The 17,970-nt window shown below is 34.9% G+C and carries 8 protein-coding genes; all 8 read right to left on the reverse strand.

The window, feature by feature from the left end; genetic code table 11:
* Positions 1 to 75: 75 nt before the first annotated feature.
* Positions 76 to 1,455 (reverse strand): Gfo/Idh/MocA family protein, encoded by a 1,380-nt coding sequence (locus JC605_RS15195; RefSeq protein ID WP_198857007.1) that lies wholly within the window; start codon positions 1,453 to 1,455, stop codon positions 76 to 78.
* 99 nt (positions 1,456 to 1,554) lie between these two features.
* Positions 1,555 to 3,738 carry a M1 family metallopeptidase gene (locus JC605_RS15200; protein WP_198857008.1) on the reverse strand — a complete coding sequence of 728 codons (2,184 nt, stop codon included), beginning with the start codon at positions 3,736 to 3,738 and terminating at the stop codon, positions 1,555 to 1,557.
* A gap of 22 nt (positions 3,739 to 3,760) precedes the next feature.
* Positions 3,761 to 6,856, reverse strand: coding sequence for a DUF5107 domain-containing protein (locus JC605_RS15205; RefSeq protein ID WP_198857009.1), 3,096 nt, complete (start codon positions 6,854 to 6,856; stop codon positions 3,761 to 3,763).
* 267 nt (positions 6,857 to 7,123) lie between these two features.
* Complete coding sequence (locus JC605_RS15210; protein ID WP_233074125.1) at positions 7,124 to 10,126, reverse strand: glycoside hydrolase domain-containing protein; 3,003 nt, start codon at positions 10,124 to 10,126, stop codon at positions 7,124 to 7,126.
* A 37-nt stretch (positions 10,127 to 10,163) separates the two neighbouring features.
* Entirely contained in the window at positions 10,164 to 11,165 is a 1,002-nt protein-coding gene (locus tag JC605_RS15215) for a c-type cytochrome (protein ID WP_198857010.1), read from the reverse strand.
* A gap of 13 nt (positions 11,166 to 11,178) precedes the next feature.
* Positions 11,179 to 12,585, reverse strand: coding sequence for an aryl-sulfate sulfotransferase (locus JC605_RS15220; protein WP_198857011.1), 1,407 nt, complete (start codon positions 12,583 to 12,585; stop codon positions 11,179 to 11,181).
* A gap of 94 nt (positions 12,586 to 12,679) precedes the next feature.
* Positions 12,680 to 14,191, reverse strand: coding sequence for a RagB/SusD family nutrient uptake outer membrane protein (locus tag JC605_RS15225; protein ID WP_198857012.1), 1,512 nt, complete (start codon positions 14,189 to 14,191; stop codon positions 12,680 to 12,682).
* Positions 14,192 to 14,222: 31 nt separating this feature from the next.
* Positions 14,223 to 17,321 (reverse strand): TonB-dependent receptor, encoded by a 3,099-nt coding sequence (locus JC605_RS15230; RefSeq protein WP_198857013.1) that lies wholly within the window; start codon positions 17,319 to 17,321, stop codon positions 14,223 to 14,225.
* Positions 17,322 to 17,970 lie beyond the last annotated feature (649 nt).

A 17,970-nucleotide genomic window follows, 5' to 3' on the forward strand; every position in this document is an offset into this window, starting at 1 on the left:
TTTATAAATTAATAGAAAAGGGTGCTCTTAACAAAGAGCACCCTTTTCTGCAATAACTAACCACCAAAATATTTATTACTCTGAAAACTCTAATTTTTTCAATTTATTCCAGCCTCCGCGGGTAAAATCCGGGATTTCTACAGGAGCAGAACCGTTATCAAGCGAGATTTCTGTTAAAGGACCTAAACAAGACCATTCGGCTAAATCGTAAACGTCCATGTCAAGTGGAAGTCCTTTTTGGAGACAATGAATTAAACGATAATCCATAATAAAATCCATTCCGCCGTGACCGCCTACTTTTTTGGCTTGTTCTTCAATTCCTTTAGCAATTGGGTGTTTGTATTTTTCCATTAATGCTTTTTTTACTTCTTCAGGAACAAAAGAATGAGCACTTAATTTTTCGTGATTTGGTTTTACATCATCACCTAATTCTTTTCCATCCAAAGCATAACCTTCTAATGGATATTTGTTAGCAAAACCTTTTGTACCACTCAACTGATACATTCTGCTGTAGGGACGAGGAGAAGTCACATCGTGCTGAATTTGGATTGTTTTTCCGTTTTCAGTACGAATCATTGTCATCGTGTGATCTCCATTTCTAAAATCTTTAATTTCCTGTCCTGATTTTTCTTTAATGTAAGCAGGATTTCCTACGGCTTTTGTATCCATAGAAACCAAAAAATTCATTTTGTCACCACGGTGAATATTTAGTGCCTGACACGCAGGTCCCATACCGTGTGTCGCATAAACATCACCGCGGTGTTTGATGTTGTAATCCATTCTCCAGTTGTTCCAGTATTCTCCCCAGAAAGGTTGTAAACCATGAATATAAGAACCTTCAGCATGAAGAATTTCTCCAAAAACACCTTGTTGTGCCATGTTTAATGTTGTCAATTCGAAGAAATCATAAACGCAATTTTCCAATTGCATACAGTGTTTTCTCGTTTTTTCTGAAGTATCAATAAGTTCCCAGATTTCTTTCATAGTTAAAGCGCCAGGAACTTCTATTGCAACGTGTTTTCCATCTTTCATGGCCTGAACTCCAATTACGGCATGATGTTTCCAATCTGTGGCAACATATACTAAATCTACGTTTGGCAAGGCCGTTACTTTTCTCCAAGCATTTTCGTCACCGTAGAATTCTTGTGCTTTTGGAAAACCTGCTTTGGTTAAAATTTCATTTGATTTTGCAGTATTTTCTTGAGTCATGTCGCACAAGGCTACAATCTCAACACCCGGAATATGTGTCATACGTTCTACAGCTCCAGGACCGCGCATTCCAAGTCCGATGAAAGCAACACGAACGGTCGGAATCGGATCTGCAGCCATTCTCAATACGTCTTGCTGTCCTTTTGGACGAGAAGGTGTTTTGGTCTTAATCATTTGTGCGGATGCAATTGTCCATCCGAACAAAAGAAAAAGGATTGTTATAGGTTTTAAGAAGCTAATTTTCATGAGTGATTATTGTTAGATAATTTTTTAAAACAACCTCTCTAATGAACCAAATTAGAGAGGTTTTCAAAAACAAAAACAGACCTAAAGGACTTTTAATAATTATTTTTGACTACTAAATCTTTTCATTAATGGCGTTACATGTTTTTTGGTATCGTCATCTAATGAACCTAATGCTTTATCTGATTCGGCTGGTGCGTATTTTGTTAATCCTGATAATCCAGCTGCAATTACGTTGTATGATTGTTCTTTTATGCTTTTGTCCATCAATGCTTTATAAGAAGCATCGCCTGTAGAAGCTAATTTTACAATAGCATTTGCTCTTGCAATAGTTTTTTTGTCGTTTTTAGCAATATCAAGAAGCGTTTTTAAAACCTGATCTTTGTTTTGTTTCTCATTTAAATCAATTGCTTTGATACTCAATACTCTTAAGTCTTCTTGAGGATCTTTTAAGCCTTCTAGTAAAATAAGCTGTGACTCCTGACTTCTGTCTTTTGAAGCAAATTTTATAGCTTCAATTCGATTATAATACGATGGCGCATTTTTATACTGAAAAAGATAATCAGCAGCCGTTTTTTTATCGACATTCACTTCGCCAACTAAGATTTTATCTGGATCTAAGTCGATGAATTCAGGTTTTGAAGGAAGATCAAAACTGAAACTTTGTTGTCTTTTATCAATTAAAATATCCTTTCTTATTTTAGTTCCGTTTACGTAAAAATCAACTTTTAAAGGCAGTGTAAAGGTTTGCACCGAACTATCTTGAGATTGACTTATTGTAATGGTAACTTTTCCATTAGCATATTTGTAAGTTACATCAAGAATCGGACTTCCAGCATTATAATACCATTGATCAAAATAAGGCAGCCAGTCTTTTCCAGTCACTTCTTCCATCGATAAACGCAACTGATGTGGCTCACCAGATTTATATGCATTTGTAGTCAAATAATGATTTAGTCCTTTAAAAAAGGCTTCGTCACCCATTTGATTTTTCATGGCATATAAAATAATCGAACCTTTAGAATAGCTGATATTATCAAACATATCGTCTGCGTTTCTGTAATGAAAACGAGCTAAAATAGGGCTGTCACCATTTTTTTGAGAACGTAAATAATTCTGCAATTTTTCATAACGAGATCTGTCTTCACCATCTTGTCCAGCATCATGTCCGTGCCAAAGCACTTCTCCAAAAGTGGCAAATGATTCGTTCATTGTTAAGTTTGACCACGACTCAGCTGTTACATAATCTCCAAACCATTGGTGAAAAAGCTCGTGAGCAATGGTGCTTTCTTGATTATCATCCAATAATTCTCGTTCTGTTTTCTGAACATATTCGCCATGAACGGTTGCCGAAGTATTTTCCATCGCACCTCCAAAATAGTCTTTCACCACAATTTGCGAATATTTTGCCCAAGGATATTCTACACCAAGCATTTTGCTGTAAAAATTCATCATATCTGGCGTTTTATAAAAAATCTGTTTGGCATAAGGCGCATATTTCGGTTCTAAATAATAGCTGACTTCTTTGCCATTATAAGAATCTTTATAGATTTTAAAATCACCAACGGCCATCATAAACAAATAAGGCGCATTTGGCTGTTCCATTTTCCAGATATCAGTTCTTGTTCCGTCTTTATTTACTTTTTGTGAGGCTAATTTACCGTTTGAAAGCGTCGTATATTTTGCCTCAACAGTCATCGCAATTTCAGAAGTTGTTTTCTGATTTGGTTTGTCAATTGTCGGGAACCAGCAAGAAGATGCTTCTGTTTCGCCTTGTGTCCATATTTGTGTTGGTTTGTCACCTTTTCCATCAGGATTAATAAAATACAATCCGTTTGAATTGGTAATCGATTCGCCAGCTTTGCTTTTCAGTTCTGCTGGTTTTGCAGTATAATTAATGAAAATCGTATACTTTTCTGTGCTTTTGTATTTTCTGTTTAAAGCGATTGAAAGTTCTTCGTTATCATATTTATATTGCAACGGAATGCTTTTTTTACCATCAATAATAGCAATTTCTTTAAAATCCATTCCTTTTGCGTCCAGCTTAAGCGAATCAGTTTCGTAGAAATGAGGTTTTAAAGTAATCCATTCCTTTCCATACAAATAGCGTTTTCCATAATCGAAAGAAACTTCCAATTTGGTATGAATTAAATCGTGTGTTTTTAAAGGAGTAGTGCGGTAAATGGATAATTCATCAACCTTTTCTGCTTTGTTTTGTGCCTCAATTTTTGGACTCATCAAAACGACAAGACCCAAAAAAGTATATTTTAAAAAATGGTTTTTCATTTTTATTGTTTTTGAAAGTTCTTTACAATTTTTCGATAATTCTAACTTCACCGTCTTTTTCATCTTCACTCAAAATATTCGAAGGTTTTTTGGTGTAAGACAATAAAGTCCACTGCACTATTTTATTTGTCGGATATAAATCTGCCTGAGTTTTAATCCATTTTTCTGCCTCTTGTGAAGAAGACGTTTTCTCAATCGCCCAAGCCGAAACAAGGTTGTTCGCCGGAAGGAAATTCATGACCGTATTATCCACTACAGGACGGAAAGCGACGATTTTATCTAAAGATTTAGAAGCCATTTCTTTATTTCCTAAATTGGTATAACATTGATAATCCAGCCAGTTTTCTAATCTTTCGTCTATGTTTTCGTCATACGGTTTTCCAACGCCTAAATTCTCTGGAAACAGTTTGGCATCAGCAATAAATTGTAATGCTTTTTTGTATTGCTTGTTTTTGATTTCTGCTAAAGCCTGCATCAATTTTGCTTCATGATACAATTGTCTTCCAGCTGTTGCGCCTTCAAACGGAAGGATTTGCAATTTGGTTAAGAACGAATCGGCTTCGCGGTATTTTTTATTTAGCAATAAAGTTTTAGCGTAAAGCATTCCAATCAAATAATTGTCTTGATGTTTTTTATAGAAAGATTCAGCCGTTGTAAGCGCTTTGTCAAATTGTTTTTGAGCGATGTAATGTTCTGCCAGCATTTTATGGTATCTCCAGCCTTGCGGATCTAATTTTATTGCCTGCTGAAGACTTGCCAATACTATTGAGGCATCGTCTTTGAATAAAGAAGCTTTTGCGCCATAAAAAGCAGGATCGATTGGTTTTGAACCGCATTCTGAAAACAATCTTTTAGCTTCTGAGATGCTGTTACGATTCCATTCAATTAAACCTAAATGATATTTTAATTGGTATTGATCATTTGTTTTAATTAATGATTTCAAAATTTCAGCCGTCTCATTTCTAAAAGGGAAGCTTGTTCCAGGTTTGATTTTGCTTACATCAACAGGTTTGTTTTCTAAAAAGGCTTTCCAATAGATAATTTCAGCACTTGGTTCTGCAATAGAAAATACTTTTAAAGCTTCTTCTTTTCGGCTTATATTATTATACCAGATTCCTAATTCAAGAAAAGTCTGTTCTGGCATTTCGTTTTGAATGGCAGTAACAAAAGCATTTTTTGAATCGTTTGAATTATTCGAAAGGTATTTTTCAAAATCAGCAAAATGATTCAGCGGATCCAATTTTGTAATGGTTTTTAAAACCGAATTTGCTTTATCGGAATTATTTTGAAGACGATATAAAACCGCTAAAACCTGTAGACCTTCTATGTTATATTGATTGTATACCAAGCTTTTCTCAGCATATTCAATCGCTTTTGAAAGATCGTTTTCGGCCAAATAAATTTTGCTTAAAGCGGTATAAGCTGGACTGCGGAATTCGACACTTGCGGCAGCAATATCAAAACCATCTTTTGCATCGGTATTATTTCCTAAATGAAAATTAGCCAAAGCATAAAAATAATTACCCGCAGGATCATAAGTGTCTATTGATAAAGCTTTACTTGCCGAATTTATAGCTGCTTTGTAATCTAATTTTCTGATTTGCAAAGAAGCCAATGCAGAAAGAGCAGGAGCGTAGTTAGCATCTAATTTCAAACAGGCATTTAATTTTTCTTCGGCAAGTACATAATCTTTAAAACTGATGTAATTTTTCCCCTGCAAATACAATCCATAAACCGAATTATGATCAAAATCTTTAGGTATTTCTACAGGGCGATTGATGTTTCCGTCTTCTGGAGCAGAATTCCAAACCAATTTATTGCCACCCAAAACAAATTTCAATTTATTAGAATCGACTTTACCCTGAATAGAATCTTTGAAAGTTTGGAGTGTATTTAAAGCAATATCTTTAGAATATACTTTTTTGTCATTTTCAAAAACTTCAATTTTTTCATTTAGTTTTTGAAGCGGAGAAAAATAGATTTTCAGCCAGCCGTTTTCGTTTTTAATATTGACAGAACCGTAATTATTAGCTTTTACAAAACCTTTCGTCTGCTTTACAGGAAACCAATATTCAGTCCAAGTATCGGTTTGATAAGGCGCAAATGAGCGCTGTTTGAAAGGCGTAAGATTACTGCCTTCGCTCGCCTGATTAAATAATCTTCCGCTTTGTACTTCTACATATTGTCCGTCGGTATCGGTTAATAATTTTTCCCAAATCATTCCTTGCTGCGACAATCCCCAAATCCAGATTTTTTTGCCCGGTTTATCATCGTGATTGCCGTATCTTCCCATTCCGAAATCTTCGTCATGATAATATCCTCCAAAGAAATCATCGTATTTCCCGAATACGTGATACGATTTGTAGCCTCCAAAATTATTGTTTTTGTAGAAAGATAAATTTTTACCGTTTTCTTTGTCAATTGGCCACGAATTGTATTCTCCGTTATGACCAATATAGGTTTGTCCTGGATAAATAAACTGCAGATTTTCGGCCGCTTTAATTCCCGTATTTATCCAAGTATAGTAAGGCTGTTCGAATTCGGTTGTGTTTGACCAAAATGAATTTGTGGTAAAATACGCTTTGTCTTTAGGAAGATTGATGTCTAATTTCCAAGAAGTTCTTGTCAATAAATCTAAAACCCCAATCACACAGCTAATGCTTCCGTCTTCTCTGTTTATGATTTTGTAATCGACAGGAGTAGCGCAATTTGGCGTGTGTCCGATAATTCCATAATTGCCTTCAACACCACCGCTTGTCCAAGGTCCGCGCATGGCAATGTCTCTAAATTTTACCACATGATTATTGTAAACAATATCTTTTCCTGTAGATTTTTCTATAGCTGACCAGACTTTTCCGCCAATTTCTGGCAGAATCATCAGTTTGATATAACCGTTTTCAATTTCGATTACTTTCCATTCTTTCTGAACGGGTTTATCAGTAAAACCGTCAAAACGGAAATACGGATAAAACTTGGTATCTGGTTTCGGAATCGGATCAGGATCTGAGAACGGATATGTCGTAAATACTTTTTTGTATTCTTTTATAGTGGGTTTGTTTTGTGCGGTGACAAAAAGGCTTCCAAGGAGTAAAAAGGATAGTAATGGTCTAAATTTCATGATGGAGAGCTTGGTTATTTGTGGTTGTTTTTTTTTGCCACAGATTACACAGATTAAAATGATTTTTTTTAATCTGTGTGGACAAACTAATCTGTGTTAATCTGTGAAATCTGTGGCTTAGTTTTTTGAGCTTTTTTGTCATTTCGACGAAGGAGAAATCTTCGTAAGTAGCTCCGCAACGAAAAACCAATCTTTGTAGAGTTTCTTGTGGAGATTTCTCCTTCGTCGAAATGACAAGCAAGACGAGGTAATTGATGTTGCGTTTAATTACTTAACAATCAATAACCATCCTTTTCCTTTAGGAACAGTTATTTCGTCTTTTGTTGTGAACGTTTTTGCCGGTTGGAAATTGGTAACTTCTGGAGCAGCAATCGTTGCTTTTGCAGGATTGATTCCTAGTTTTTTCCAGTCAATATTTAGTTTCACATTTACATCAGCATCTGCCCAGCTTGCGATTGAAATTAAAGCCGTTCCATTCTTTTTATAAACCGTTGCTAGAACTTTGTCGTTGTTTGTTTTTACAGGACAGTTTTCGCTCCAATATCCGATCATTTCAGAACCTTTAATTCCGAAAGAATCCCAAACTTTCCAGATGTTTCTTGGGTCTGCACCGTCGCTCCAAGGCAATCTGTTCGTCATTCCGTAAACCATTCCTCTCCACGGATTTCCACCATCTTGAAGCATTTCTCCCATTAATCCAAACGGAATTCCGCTTACTTCAGTTAAGAAAAAGTCAGGTTGATTTTTCTCATAATCAAAATATTCTCCAAACCATAATTTATTGATGTACGGGAAGTGCTCCATGTATAAGTTGGCACTGTTATTAAATCCGTCGCTTTTGTTGTATTGGTTCGCACTATGCAAATCGATAATTCCAGGATGACCGTCTTTAGTCAATACTCTTTTGATACGTTTCATTGTAATTCTGTCAAAAGCAACGTCATCTAGATAAATTCCGTCAATACCAACATTTTGAGTCAGCCAATTCATTCCTTCCACATAGTAATTGTGCCAACGATTCATGCCACTATTTACTATCGCAGCATCTTTAATTTCAGGTACAAACCACGCTGCGATATAATCGTCACCAACATGTTCTTGAAGCCAAGAGAATCCGCCACCTTTTCCTGGAGAATAAATTTCGTGGCCTAAACTTCTAAGAGCGAAAGTTTCATAAGCTTTGTTTGAAACCTCTCTAACTGTGTTGTAGATTTTTACTTTTAATCCTTTTTCGTGCGCTTCATCGATATATGATTTCATCTTTTTAAATTCGATAAAAGGATAATTGATATATGGATTGATTGCATTTGCGTGGTGAATATTAATTACTGTTGCACCAGTTTTAGCGATTGAATCAATTGGGCTGTATTTGTGGTAAAATTTTGTATCCCATTGAAAATCTGTATTGATCGTATGGAAAGGCGTAATCAATAAGTTGAAGTTGTAATACAAAACATCGCCTTTTTTCATTGTTCTAGCACCGCTGTACGCATTTACTAGAACCGATTTTTGGTTTGGCGTGATGGTAATACCGCCCTTATTTTCGTTACCCCATGAAGTAGGCAGCAATAAAGGTTTTTGTAAATAGAAATTAGTATTTAAAGGGCGGCTATATTTTTCATCTCTCAAAGAAAACTGCAATCCAGAATTTACAGCACCAATCCAAGCTCCGTCTTGATTTTTATGCGCTACATCCCATTTCCAATCAAAAGTTGCAGGACGATCTCCACCTTTTTGACCTAATCCCATCATGTATTTTGCAGATGTTGGCTGCATTGGCATTTGGAAATTAATGTCATTAAAGGCAACATCTTCAAGAGCTGTAACTTTCACGATATAATGTACGAAACCATCAAATTCAACAGAAGCATTTACATCCATTTGAACCGATTTTGAAGTAGAAGTACTTTCCCAAGAAACCGTTCCAGCTTCTTTTTTAGTGAATTTTACACCGCTGTTTTTCCATTGCACTTCTTTTCCTGATGCGTCAACAAAATGAAAATCGATTGGTGAGCTTAAAACATCATTTGCTTTTGCTGTTACAGAAGTCATTTCTGGAGTAAAGAAAGTCTGAATTTGCGCAGGGAATCCGTTTGGAGCTAAAATTAATTTTCTTCCTAATAAAGCAATTTCAGAATTGTTTACGGTTAATGGAGTATAAGGCGCAATAACCGTATTTTCTTGAGCTAAAGTTGAGTTTAACCATTTTAGTCGAGTCATTTTTTCTGGACTGTCAATACCTCCGTTTTTTGTTACTTGGTTAGAAACCGTAATTTGAAGATTGATTTCTTTTGATTTTCCGTCAGCAATAACAGTTGCTTTTCCGTTGTAAGTTCCTGCTGCAGCTGTTTGCGGAACATCGATACCGCACCACATTGCCTGAATTTTTCCTTTTGAAACAGAAACAGTATTGGTGAAAGGATTACCGTCATATTTCGTTCCGTCAGTATTGATACAGCTGATATCTTTCGCTTCGATTGTTGCGCCAGTTGTACTTACTAAATTCGTAAAAGTTACTTTTATGTTTTTTAAATCTTCAAGAGCATAAACGCCTAATTGAAAAGCTAAATATTCACCTTTCATTGCCGTATCAGAAAAGCTGTTTTGAACGCCTTTTTGAATCCATCTTTGTGGCAAATCTGATTTTAATTTGATAGAATGTTCTCTGTCTTCTGGGAAAACTAAGAAAGAATTTCCGCTGTTTTTTGCCACAAGAGCTGAAGTTTCGGCAGCTGTCGCAATTACTTCCATTGGATAAAAACTATTGAAAGCATTCACGCTCTGAATTTCTGTTACAGCCGCATTGTCTTTTAAGTTTGCTTTTACATTAGAAAGCCATTTTGCATCGGCTTTGTCTTCAGGTTTCTGATAAATTCCTTTTGGGTAATTTGCCGTTCCTTCGTCAACATAAGGCATATAATACACGTAATATGTTCCTTTTCCCGAAATTGGTTCGAAGTAAATAGTACCGTTTTCTCTATTGATATTTTCGGTTTTTATGTTCTGAATATCTTTTCCAGATGCATCCTGAACGATAATTTTTTTAAGTTCTGGATTCGTGTCTCTTCTTCGCCATTCGATCGTTGTTTTAGCAACATTTCCTGAACCAGAAAAAGCAACTACAGCACGGTGATTCCCTAATTTATTCGGATTCCAGCTGTCATTTCCGTCTGAATATTTAATTTGTGCAGTTAGAGGAATACTGATCGTGATAAAACACATTATCAATATTCTGCTTAAAAGCGTTGTGTTGTTTAGGTTTAGTTTCATTGTATTGTATAATCAGGTTAAATAGTATATTTTGAGTTTAGTAAACGGCTTTCCATCCTTGTTTTTTCCAATAAGCAATAATAGGTTTATAAGGGCCGTATTTATGCTGTTCTTCAGTAAAACTATCATTAAACGGACTGTGTGCATAATCAATCGGTTTGCCCATTTTGTCTGGATAATCCAATGTTTTTGGGTTTGGTCTTGTATGTACAGAATCGTCGTTTACATAAGCCGCAATGTCAAGTGCTTCTTTGTCTGTAAGATACGGTTTTCCTAGTTGAACTTTATCATAAGGCATATTGCTTTTTAGCCATTGTGCTTGTTTGATTACGCGATGCATGCTTGAACCAGGCTGATAACCGTATTGTCCCCAAAGTGGAGGGTAGGTGTAACCCGATTTGTCGGCATTGTAAACTCCCTCGCCATTATTTCCGTGACATCTTGCGCAGTTTTCAGCAAATAAAACTTTTCCTCTTTCTGGACTTGCGGCAACATCTGGAAATTCGATTTCTAAATTTTTGGCTCCTTTAAAATTACCATCTTTTGGAACAAATTTACTGATCCATTTAAAGTACGATAAAAACGCCACCATTTCTTTGCTGTCCAACGGAAGCGGTTTTCCAGAATGCGGACGCATAATGCAGTTATTAACTCTTTCTGCTAAAGTAAGTACTTTGTTTTCGCGTCCGCGATATTGTGGATAATTGTCATGCGAAGACATTAAATTGAATGCATGAGGTTTTGTTCCTGCATCTTGATGACAGTTCGTGCAGTTCATTTTATTGCCTAAATATTGTCCTTTTTTTCCGTTTGGGCCAATGTAATAAGCGGTTTTCATCATTAATTCTTTTCCATAACGAACCGATTCTCCAAATTGATCGTCTGGAATTTGGGAAGTATCAATTGTGATGTAACCTTCATCTTCTTCTCCTTCTTCGATTGTATTTGAAGCTAAAGTCTGTGAATTGGTTTTGGTGCAGGAATTGAAAACAGCGATTGACAATGCTGAAAAAAGTCCGATAAGAATTGTTTTTTTCATGGGTACTATTTTTTTAATTTAGAAGAAAAGGTTTTAGTTTTTCTTCAGGAATAAAGATCGTTCTGTATGGAGGAATTTCAGATTCTAATGCCCAAATAAGTATTCCTTTTTTATTTGTCAAAACTGTAATATGTCTTTTAGAACAACAAACCAAAAAGAGGTCTTTATTGATCATGTAAGCGCTTCCCATTCGGTCATTGTAAATATCTTTTGGTAATTTGATATGAAAATCAAGTTTTACATCATTGTTTTTTTCGTCTACTTTTAAGGCAAAAACAGAAGATTGTTTGATGTCGACTCCATTATCAAAAAATAATAAACTGCCTTCTTGATCGATATGTGCGGCATGAGCCTGGGAGAAATTAGCATCTGGAGCCATTTTCATAGTTCCGCCTTTCCCTAATTTCCAGATTACTTTTCCAGTTTTAGAATTGATTTTCCAAATCTGGCCATTGTTGTAGAAAGAAATTAAAAAGTTTCCATCTTTATCGTAACTCAAACTGTTGGCATGCGTCCAATCCTTTTTGGTTTTTAGTAAATCTTTATCTTTAAACGGATCTAAATCATCAAAAACACTCCATTTCCAAAGCTGTTTTCCTTTTTTATTTAAAATTATAATTCCGTCTCCGTTGATGGTATCTTGTTTTTTCCCTCCAATAGAAGTCAAATCGATTATTTTTTGCTCAACAGTTAAAGCGACAATTTCGTCAGCCGATTTTTTTATGATTTCATGATGAAGAACCTGCTTCAAATCGCCCTGTCCTTTTTTGATGTGGGTTAAAGTATCGCCTTGAAAATTTATTTCAAGGATTTCGCTTCCATAACTTGTTGGTTCGTCATTTGTACCCAAAATAGAAAGAATCGTTTGGTCTTTTGTAAAGTGAGTAACTTTAAATCCAGTTCCTTCAATAGTATGATACCATCTTAAGTTTCCTTTGTAATCAACAATATAAGCTGTTCCTGGAGTTTCTCTTTTCGCTAAAAGCATAAAGCCTTTTTTGAAATTTTCAGGCAATAATTCTGGTTTCGGACAATTGGCTTTGAATTGTTTCTGTAGCCATTCTGGAAGTTTTCTTGATTTGAAAGCATAAACTTTACTAGTTTGTTTATTTCCGTCTTGAACTGTAATTAATTGAAAACTATAATCGGTTTCTGGAATTATGTTGCAAAGTACCAAGGAATGTTTTAAACCAGTATTTGAAATAGGAGAGGTTATTTTATTTTCAATTCCTTTTTTGTCAGACCAATATTCTGCATATACCTGAGCTTGGTCATTCGTAGTAACATCGATTTGAATTTTCAATTCGTTGTTGCTATGAGTGCCAATATTGATATTGGAGATAATTTGGCTTTTAGAACAGCTTGCCAGTGCAAGGAGAACTAAAATAAAACTTCCTTTTAATATTAATTTTTTGATCATTTGAAAAGCTTCTTTTGTGAAACAGAAAAATACTTTTTTATATAAAAAAACAAGAACAGACAGACTGTTTTACTGTCTGTTCCTGATTATTTTTTTATTGTCTGTCGGCGTTGCTTAAATTTGGATTAAGGTCAACCTGACTTTGCGGATAAGTGTAATATTTGTTTTGCGGCATTTTGATTAAAGCTGCTTCACCAACTCTAAGATGGTATGCATTTACCAGAACATCATATTTGTTCATTCTGATCAAATCGGCGCGACGTTTTCCTTCGTAGAAAAGTTCCCATCCTCTCTCTTGTAAAATAGCATCTCTCAAACTAGTTTGCGTAAGAGCCGATAAAACCAAAAGTTTTGCATGCGACCTTCCTTTTACTTGATTGATTAGATCTATCGCTTCTTGAGTTGGACCACTTATTTCGTTTAAGGCTTCAGCTCGGCTTAATAAAACATCAGCATAACGAAGGATATTTACACTATGCCCATCGTAATATGTTGTAGTTTCATCATCGGCATATTTTCTAGTAGAAACGTCTGGCATATAAAATTCACCAGCTGGTGGCTGAGCTCCTAATGAAGGCGCTTGTTTGTGAAGTAACCCGTCTGTCCCTTCAAATTCTGGGAAGAAACATTGTTTTCTTTCATCTTCATCACCAAAAGTGTTATAGAAATCCCAGTTTACAGTATAATACTGCCATCTGTTTTGAACTACAGGGTGATCAACAGGACCAAAGTGGTTTAATAATTCTGTTCCGTTTGTATTAGCATCACTTAAAGAAGAGAAGATATTTTCGCTGCACCATTTGTTACTTTCTTTAAACAAACCTAAGTAAGAAGGATAAAGACGATATTCGTTTAGATCTATTACCTGCTGAGTAAGTGTAACTACTTTTTGCCAATCGTGATTGCGTAAGTATAATTTTGCTAGTAAAGTAAGGGCAGCGCCTTTTGTAGCGCGGCCAACATCATTACTGCCATAAATTGCATTTTCTTTATAGTTTACAGGCAAAATAGCAGCAATTTCTGTAAGGTCTTTAATAATGAAAGCGTCAATTTCTTCTACAGATGATGGAGGTGTCTGCGCTAAGTAACTTGGATTTGCTATGTTTTCTTCGGTCATTAAAACAACAGGTCCCCAAGAGTCAGTCAAATCCATATAAGCAGATGCTCTTAAAAATTTTGCCTCAGAAATAAACTGTGCTTTTTCAATATCTGATACAGAAGACATCTTTCCGATGTAATAAATAGCATTGTTAGCATTGGAAATTAATTTATACATTGCATTCCAATCTTCTAAAAGTAAGCCATTTGCAGAATTCCATGTTCCTAAAGACAATTGGCCAGGATCTCCTCCAAATTGACAATGTCCTAAATCTGTCGCAATATCAGTTAATGCGAAGTGTCTTGTAGCCCAATACGAAAAGTTATCACCCACAGATGGTCCTTTTAGTCTGCCGTAAATAGAATTAACTGCGGCAATAGCATCTGATTTGGTTTGATATCCATTAGTAGTCGTCAAACTGCTATATACTGTAGGATCAAGATCCTCATTGCAGGAATATTGAAGTCCAGCAGCAAGTAAAAGCAATAAAATTGTATATTTTTTCATTTTGATAAGTTTAATGTTATTGAAAAAGCTATTAATGAATTGCTATTTTGATCCCTAATATAAACGTTCTAGAAGCTGGGAATGAGTTAAAATCAATTCCTCCACCAAGATTTTGCGCTGTAGCAGTAGTAGTGTGTCCATTTATTTCAGGATCGTTTCCAGAATACTTTGTAATTGTCAATAAATTTTGCCCTATTGCATATAGTCTTATATTATCAATAAATTTGGTTGGTTTTAAAAGGCTTTCTGGGATAGAATATCCGATAGATAGATTTTTAAGACGTATGTAAGAAGCATCTTCAACAAACCTTGAGTTTACATAACTACCATAAGCACTTTTGTAATAACCATCTCTTGGAATATCAGTATTTTCATTTGTACCAGCAACCCAACGATTCAAAGCATCAGTACTTGTGCTTGATTCTCCAACCATTCTGGTCATGTTATAAACAGAGTAATCAAGAGCACCTTGGAAAAATAGATTCACATCAAAATCTCCGAATCTAAAATCATTATTAAAACCAACAATGTAGTGAGGAGTAGAATTTCCTAAATAAGTTCTGTCTTTAGCCGTAATCAATCCATCGCCATCTAAATCTTCGTATTTAGGATCTCCAGGTTTAGAACCAGGTTGCGCAGCATAAGTTTCACCTGTTTTTATTACTCCAGCATATTTAAATCCATATAATACACCCATTTCTTTTCCAGGTTCTAATCTTGTAAATTCACGACCAGAAACCGTACCGCTTGGATTAGAAGTGTTGTAACTAATTATTTTAACATTCTCTGCCAATGAAACAACCTCTTGTTTATTATAGGCAAGATTTAGTGAAGTTCTCCAGTAAAATTTATCATTTTTGAAATTCTCACTGCTAATACCAAGTTCAATTCCCTTATTTTCGATAGTACCTGAGTTAAGTGTTTGAGTATTAAAACCCCACCATCCTCCAACAGGAACATTCAAAAGAGCATCTGTTGTTTTCTTTTTGTAAACATCAATTGTAGCAGTCAATCGATCATTAAAGAATCCCATATCCAGACCAATATTAGCTTGAGCTTGCTGTTCCCATTTTAGATCAGGATTTGATAAATTTTTTGGTTCAGTACCGCCTACAAAAGAACCATCAGAAATGGTGACATTCCAAGGAGCAAGATTAGCTAGATATAAATAATCAGGAATTCCATCATTACCTGTAATACCGTAACTAACTCTTAATTTTAGTTCAGAAACGGTTTCCAAATTTTGCATAAATGCCTCTTTTGAAATTCTCCATGCAACTGCTCCCGAAGGGAATTTACCATATTGGTTATTTGGACCAAAACGAGAAGAACCATCTAGTCTATATGTAAATGAAGCTAAATATTTATCGTCAAAAGCATAAGTTAGCCTACCAAAATAAGAAGTCAATTTTGTTTCTGTTTTTTGAGTTTCAGGTTTTAGATAAACAGAAGCACTTTCTAGATTGTAATACGTTAATACATCATTTGCAAAACCAGAACCAGAAGCTTTCATTCTTTCGTAAGTATCTTTTTGGTTTGATGTTCCAATCATTGCAGTAAATGCATGCTGCTCTTTGATATTAAATTTATAGGTTAAATATTGTTCTGTACTCCATCTGAAATAGGTTTTGTTTTCTTCAGATCCAGAACCATTTAAGGCAGCTCCTGCAACAAGTGTTCGTGGAGTATATTTACCTTGAATATTTTCCTGCCACTCTGCACCAGCTCCAAAATGATATGTTAAGCCTTTTATGATTTCATAATCCATAAACATGTTTCCATTAACCAATCTGTTAATAGTATGATCAGTTGGTTCTAATAAAAGCGCTAAAGCATTATCTTTTCCTTGATATTTGTAGTATGAACCATCTGCATTATAAATTGGAATTGCCGGAGGAGCAGTTTGAATAGAAAACATAGGAGATAAGATATTATCGCCAAAATCACTATTATGTCCTTCACTTGCAGCCCCATAAACATTGGCTCCTACAGTTAATTTGTCTGTAAATTTTTTCTCTGTTCCAATACGAACACTATATCTTGTGAAATCAGTGTTTTGTATTGCTCCAGTTTGTTTTAAGTAATTTCCAGATAAGAAAAATTTAGATGTTTTATCGCTTCCGCTAAAAGTCAACGTTCTATTAAGAACTTCGCCTGGCCGAGTTGCCGCTTCAAACCAATTTGTGTTGGCAATTGGAAAACTTGAAGGGAAAACTGCAGGTCTGCCATTTTCAGCAGCAATAGCATTCTGAATAGAAGCATATTGTTGACCTGTTAAAAGAGATGGTTCCTGAATAATGTTTTGGAAACCATCAGAAATTTCACCTTCAATCTGCATTTTTCCAGATTTTCCTTTTTTAGTAGTAATCATGATAACACCATTTCCTCCTCTTGAACCATAAATGGCAGTAGAAGCGGCATCTTTAAGAATCTGAATGCTTTCTATGTCATTTGGACTAATAGATGCACCAGTACTTGTAATAAAACCATCAACTACATATAATGGAGCATTTGATGTTGTAATAGAGTTTCCTCCTCTAACAACTATAGTAGGCGATGTTCCAGGAGCATAACTGTTCTGTTGAACTTGAACTCCAGAAGCACGTCCTTGTAATGCCTGTCCAACGTTTGAAACAGTACCACCTAAGTTTAAGTTGTCTTTTCCAACAGAAGCAACAGAACCAGTAATGTCTTTTTTCTTTGCTTTTCCGTATCCAATTACTACTTCTTCTAGTTTTTGCCCTGCTTCTTTCATGGCAATTTTTAGAGGAGTAGTTCCAATAGCTACTTCTTGATCTTCCATACCAATGTAAGTAATCACAAGTTTTGTAGCATTATCAGGAACTGTAATAACAAAGCTTCCATCTACATCCGTTTGAACACCTTTAGACGAGCCTTTAACCGTAACATTCGCACCAGGAAGAGGCATGCCATTTTGATCTGTTACAGTACCTTTTACTGTTTTTTCAAAAAACAACGCCGTTTTGTTCTTATCCGAAATATTTATAGAAGAAGCTGCAGAGGCTTGACATGTAAAAACTAATAACGAGAGAACCGTTATTCCGATTTCTTTGCTGGATAAATTTTTAATCCGAAAATCTCTTGGCTTTTTTTGGGTTAATAATTTCATACTTTAAATTGGTTTTGGTTAATGTTTAATTGTTTTTTTCTTGTTTGTAGGTTTTAGATTTCTTTTTTGATCGTGGAATTCATTTTACTTTTTTTAGTTATGTGTTGATTAAGTCGTTTTCTATACAAATAAGAGGTTTTGTTTTTGCTCTAAACACGGCTTGTTTAGTTCTGTTTTCTTGTTTTTTAAAGATTAAAAATCACCCTAATTTTTACATAATTAACTTAGTTTTAAGATTAATCTCTGACGAAACTAGAGATTATATTTTTATAAAACAAGAAAAAACACAAAAAATGTGCTCGAACACACAAAATTTATGTTCTCGAGCACATAAAATTATACAATACATTTTTTTACACTTAAAAAGATGTGATATTTTTAAAATATTTTAGAAAAAGCAGCACCTGTGAAATGTGTTGTTTTTTAAATTTTAAATAAGGATTTATTAAAAACTTATGAATTTCGCAATCACTAAATGAAAAACGTAAAAATTAAGCAGTCTTTTCTTATGCAGAAATGAAGAGAATTTTTGGTTTTTATTATGAATTCGGTTTGTTTTTTAATTCAATTTTTGAACTATATTGGTCATGGAGGAAAAAGCCGAAATCGCGAAATGAATTAATGGTCATTTTGACTTTTTTTAAAAATG

Origin of the sequence: Flavobacterium sp. IB48 (genome assembly GCF_016405855.1) — a bacterium.
Lineage (GTDB): Bacteria > Bacteroidota > Bacteroidia > Flavobacteriales > Flavobacteriaceae > Flavobacterium > Flavobacterium ginsengisoli.